At 63.9% G+C, this 4,630-nt stretch carries 4 protein-coding genes; 3 read left to right on the top strand and 1 reads right to left on the bottom strand.

Annotated elements, in window-relative coordinates; translation table 11 throughout:
* Window positions 1-12 precede the first annotated feature (12 nt).
* Genes ilvD through cca form a run of 3 tightly spaced genes read left to right on the top strand, consistent with a single transcriptional unit; the run spans window position 13 to window position 3,623 of the window.
* Window positions 13-1,659: a dihydroxy-acid dehydratase gene (ilvD, locus tag ACP5EL_RS09150; RefSeq protein ID WP_428402206.1), complete on the top strand. Its 1,647-nt coding sequence runs from the start codon at window positions 13-15 to the stop codon at window positions 1,657-1,659.
* A 7-nt stretch (window positions 1,660-1,666) separates the two neighbouring features.
* Complete coding sequence (gene thpR / locus ACP5EL_RS09145; RefSeq protein WP_428402205.1) at window positions 1,667-2,263, top strand: RNA 2',3'-cyclic phosphodiesterase; 597 nt, start codon at window positions 1,667-1,669, stop codon at window positions 2,261-2,263.
* On the top strand, window positions 2,256-3,623 hold the full coding sequence (cca, locus tag ACP5EL_RS09140) for a CCA tRNA nucleotidyltransferase (protein ID WP_428402204.1): 1,368 nt from the start codon (window positions 2,256-2,258) through the stop codon (window positions 3,621-3,623). The genes thpR and cca overlap by 8 nt, the downstream gene beginning before the upstream one ends.
* A 33-nt stretch (window positions 3,624-3,656) precedes the next feature.
* On the opposite strand, the gene ACP5EL_RS09135 is transcribed toward cca, so the two are convergent.
* Window positions 3,657-4,630: histone deacetylase family protein (locus ACP5EL_RS09135; RefSeq protein ID WP_428402203.1), on the bottom strand; the 974-nt coding region annotated here is incomplete at its 5' end.

Below are 4,630 nucleotides of genomic sequence, written 5' to 3'. Positions count from 1 at the left end.
GAGGTTCTTCTCATGAGAAGCGATATCACCAAGGTCGGGTCGGAGAGGGCGCCCCACCGGGCCCTCCTCAAGGGCACCGGCCTCATCGACGAGGAGATGGACCGCCCCTTCGTAGGGGTCGTCAACTCCTGGAACGAGTTCATACCGGGCCACATCCACCTGGACAAGGTCGCGAAGGCGGTCAAGGCGGGGATCAGGATGGGGGGAGGCGTGCCCTTCGAGTTTCACACCATCGGCCTCTGCGACGGGGTTGCCATGGGCCACAAGGGGATGAAGTACTCCCTCCCCAGCCGGGAGATCATCGAGGACACCATCGAGGTGATGATGGAGTCCCACCAGCTCGACGGGATGGTCCTAATATCTTCTTGTGACAAGATCGTCCCGGGCCATCTGATGGCGGCGGGGAGGCTGGACCTTCCGGCGATAGCCGTCACCGGCGGCCCCATGTACCCGGGATTCGCCTGCGACAAGGAGCTGGACCTGATCGACGTCTTCGAGGGGTGGCAGAAGGGCGGCGAGGTCCTGGAGGTTCTGGAGAACCTGGCCTGTCCGGGAGCGGGCTCCTGCGCCGGCCTTTTTACCGCAAACACCATGGCCTGTCTCACCGAGACGCTCGGAATGAGCCTTCCCGGCTGCGCGACCGCCCACGCCGTCGACGCTAAGAAGATGAGGATCGCGAAGAGGTCGGGGATGAAGATAGTCGAGCTGATCGAGAAGGGGATCACAGCGAGGCGGATCGTGACCCCCGAGTCGATAGAGAACGCAATCAGGATGGACATGGCCATCGGCGGGAGCACGAATACGGCCCTCCACATACCGGCTGTTGCCTCCGAGTTTGATATCGACCTGGAGCTCGAGGAGTTCGACCGGTTGAGCCGAGAAACCCCCCACCTGGTCAACCTCAGGCCCGGCGGCCCTTACCACATCCTGGACCTGGAGAGGGCCGGGGGCATCCCCGCGGTGATGAAGCGGCTGGAGTCGAAGCTGAACCTGGAAGTCCTCACCGTCACCGGCAGGACCCTGGGCGAGGAGATCGCGGAGTTCAGGCCGGACAATCCCGAGACCTTCGCCAAGGTGGTCAAGACCCTGGACGACCCTGTCCATCCCCAGGGCGGGATCGCGATCCTGAAGGGGAGCCTCGCTCCCGAGGGGTCGGTCGTCAAGCAGACGGCGGTATCGGAGGAGATGAGAGAGCACTCCGGGGCCGCCAAGGTCTACAACTCCGAGGAGGAGGCCCTGGCGGGGATCGTCGGCGGCGAGGTGGTCGCAGGAAACGTCGTGGTCATCAGGTACGAGGGCCCCAAGGGCGGCCCCGGCATGAGGGAGACCCTCTCGCCCACATCGGCGATCCAGGGGGTGGGGCTAGGAAACTCCGTCGCCCTGATCACCGACGGCCGGTTCTCCGGAGGGACGAGAGGGCCCTGCATCGGCCACGTCTGCCCCGAGGCGGCGGTGGGCGGGCCGATCGCCCTGGTTGAAGACGGCGACGAGATCAGAATCGATATCGACGGCCGGAGGATCGACCTTCTCGTCGACCCCTCAGAGATGGAGAGGCGGAAGGCCGCCTGGAATCCGCCCGAGCCGAAGGTCGCGAAGGGGATGCTCGCCAGGTACAGCAAGTCCGTCACCTCCGCGAGCAGAGGCGGCGTTCTGCGGTAGGTCGGTGATGACTCAGAAGGGCGCCAGGCCCGGCAGGCGAGCCGGTCCGGAGAAGGGGATCAGATCTTTTGTCGCCGTCGACCTCCCCGCCTCGATCCGCGACGGGATTGCAAAAGTCCAGGAGGAGATTGATCTTCCGGGGGTGAGACTGGTCAAACCGGGCCTCATCCACGTGACGATCAAGTTTCTGGGGGATGTTCCCCCCTCGAAGGTGGGCCGGGTGGTGGAGGCTCTGGAGGGGGTAAAGCGGCCGGCCTTCACCGCCAAGGTGAGGGGCGTAGGGGCCTTTCCCGGCAGGTCGATCAGGGTGGTCTGGATCGGGGTCGAGGGGGAGTTTGAGGGGCTCTTTCGCGCCGTCGAGGAGGCTCTCTCGCCCCTGGGTTTTGATAGGGAGCGGAGGAGGTTCACGGCCCACGCCACCATCGCTCGGGTCGCGAGGCCCAGCCCCGAGACGACCGGCCTCCTCGCCTCTAAGCTCGCTCCCTATAGAGAGATCGATCTCGGCGAGTTCAGGGCAGACGAGTTCATCCTGAAGAAGAGCACCCTCACCCCCGGAGGCCCCATCTACGAGGACGTCGCAGCCTTCCCTCTCTCAAATCCTTGAAGCGGTCCTCTCCAGGGTCAGGCCCTCTCCCCTAGAGCGAGATAGGCTCAAATCCGTCGCGAGAAAGATAGTATCGCGGATCGAGGAGCTGGCCGATGCTCGAGGCGTCGAGGGCGAGCCGATGCTGGTAGGGTCTGCCGCCCGGGGCACCTGGCTTTCGGGCGACCACGATCTGGACATCTTCATCGGCGTCTCGGAGGGGTCGAACCTCTCCTCCGCCCTGGAGATCGCGAGGCGTGTAGCCCCAAATTTCGAGGAACGGTACGCAGAGCACGCCTACGTCCACGCCATCTTTGAGGGTTTCGAGGTAGACCTCGTCCCCTGCTATCTGGTGGAGGACGGATCGAAGATCCTCTCCGCCGTCGACAGAACCCCTTTCCACAGCAGGTACGTCTCGGCGAGGATAAGGGGGCGCGAGGACGAGGCCCTTCTATTGAAGCAGTTCATGAAGGGGACGGGGGTCTACGGGTCGGAGCTGAAGGTCGGCGGCTTCTCCGGGTACCTCGCCGAGCTTCTCGTTATAAGGCGCGGCTCATTTATCTCCGTCCTGGAGGAGGCCGCCCACTGGCGTCCTGGGGAGGTGATCGACCTCGAGGATCACTCTTCCCGAGAGCACGAGGACCCCCTGGTGGTCGTCGACCCCGTCGACCCGGGCAGGAACGTCGCCGCGGCCCTCACCCTGGACAGGATGTTCACGTTCGTGGCCGCATCCCGCCTCTTCCTGGAGGAGCCAAAGCTGGACTTCTTCTTCCCGGCTCCCGTATCGCCCCTATCCGATGATGAGCTTCGCGATCAGATCGCGAAGCGAAAGAGCACCCTGATCCTCCTGGAGTTTGAAGCCCCAGACCAGGTGGAGGACGTAATATTCCCGCAGCTTAGAAAGGCGGAGCAGTCGATCCGGGCCCTCCTGGATCGAAACGGCTTTTCGGTCATGCGCTCAGACGTCGACTGGCACCGAAATCTCCCTCTGGGGGGTGGCGAGAGGGGCGGCTCAGAATGGCGTGGCCTTCTCAGGATCTTCCTGGAGCTATCGGTCGCCTCCCTCCCCCGGGTTGAGAGGAGGATCGGCCCCCCGGTCTGGGAGGCGGAGCACTCGAAGAAGTTCGCGGCCAGCCACCCCTACCCCCTCTCCGGCCCTTACGTCGAGGACGGTCGGCTGGTGGTGGAGACGACCCGAAAGTTCGTCGACGCTCCTGAGCTTCTTCGCTCACAGGTGGCGAATCTGTCTGTAGGGCGCCACCTGGGGCCCCAGCTCAGGCGTGGATACAAAATATACGTGGGCCAGGAGATCCTGGAGGTCGAGGACCTGGAGTTTCGAGCTTTCCTGGCCAGGTACTTTTCGGCGCGAGAGTGGGTCTAAAGGGTCTTTAGACCCCGGTTATTTCCGCCCCATTCACCTGAAGCAGTTCCAGTAGGGGCTCATGGCCCTCTTCACCTCTTCCATCCTCTCCGCCGCCCTCGGGTCCTCCTCGATCTCGATCGGCGCAAAAGCTTCACCTTTGAAGGCCCCCAATATGGCAACGATCGAGTCGGAGAGGGCGCCGAGGTTGTACCCCCCTTCGAGGGCCGCAACGAGCCTTCCTCCGCAGCATCCGTCGGCGATCTCTTTGACTTTGGAGGCCATCGATCCGAAGGCCTCGGTGGAGAGGTTCATGCCGCTGAGGGGGTCTGCCTGGTGGGGATCCTGCCCCGCAGATACGAGGACGATGTCCGGATCGAACTCCAACGCCACCGGCTTCAGGATCTCCTCGAAGGCTCTCAGGTATCCGGAGTCTCCAGTCCCCCAGGGGAGGGGGACGTTCACCGTGAACCCCTCAGCACCGTCCATCCCCAGCTCTCTCACCCTCCCCGTCCCCGGATAGTGGGGGAACTGGTGGGTGGAGAAGTAAAGAACGGTTCGGTCATCGTAGAATATCGCGCTCGTCCCGTTCCCGTGGTGGACATCCCAGTCCACTATCAGGACCTTCTCGAGACCCATCTTCTGGGCACGCCTCGCCCCTATGGCCACGTTGTTGAATATGCAAAACCCCATTCCCCTGTTGGGGAGGGCGTGATGCCCCGGCGGCCGGACCAGGGCGAAGGCGTTGTCCAGATCTCCGGACACCCTCTCGATGCCGGTTATTACGCCGCCCGCCGCCATCAGAGCCGCTTCGTAGGATCGCCCGGATATGACGGTGTCCAGGTCCAGGTATCCTCCTCCCCGCTCCGACATGGCCCTGACCTGGTCGATGTAACCGGGGGAGTGGATCGCTCCCACCTCTTCGAGGGTCGCCGACCTCGGGGTGACGAGCTCCAGGTCCAGGCCCGAGGACTCTATCTTCTTCAGGGCGGTGGTGAGCCGCTCCTTCCTCTCGGGATGGCCGTCGG

The organism is Methanocrinis sp., from assembly GCF_049974945.1.
GTDB lineage: Archaea > Halobacteriota > Methanosarcinia > Methanotrichales > Methanotrichaceae > Methanocrinis.
Note: the sequence above shows the minus strand (reverse complement) of the source record. Positions and strands in the feature narration are given on the sequence as shown.

Excerpts from the sequence above, each read along its gene's own strand:
- ilvD (WP_428402206.1), top strand. The coding sequence starts at position 13 with ATGAGAAGCGATATCACCAAGGTCGGGTCGGAGAGGGCGCCCCACCGG.
- thpR (WP_428402205.1), top strand. The coding sequence starts at position 1,667 with ATGACTCAGAAGGGCGCCAGGCCCGGCAGGCGAGCCGGTCCGGAGAAG.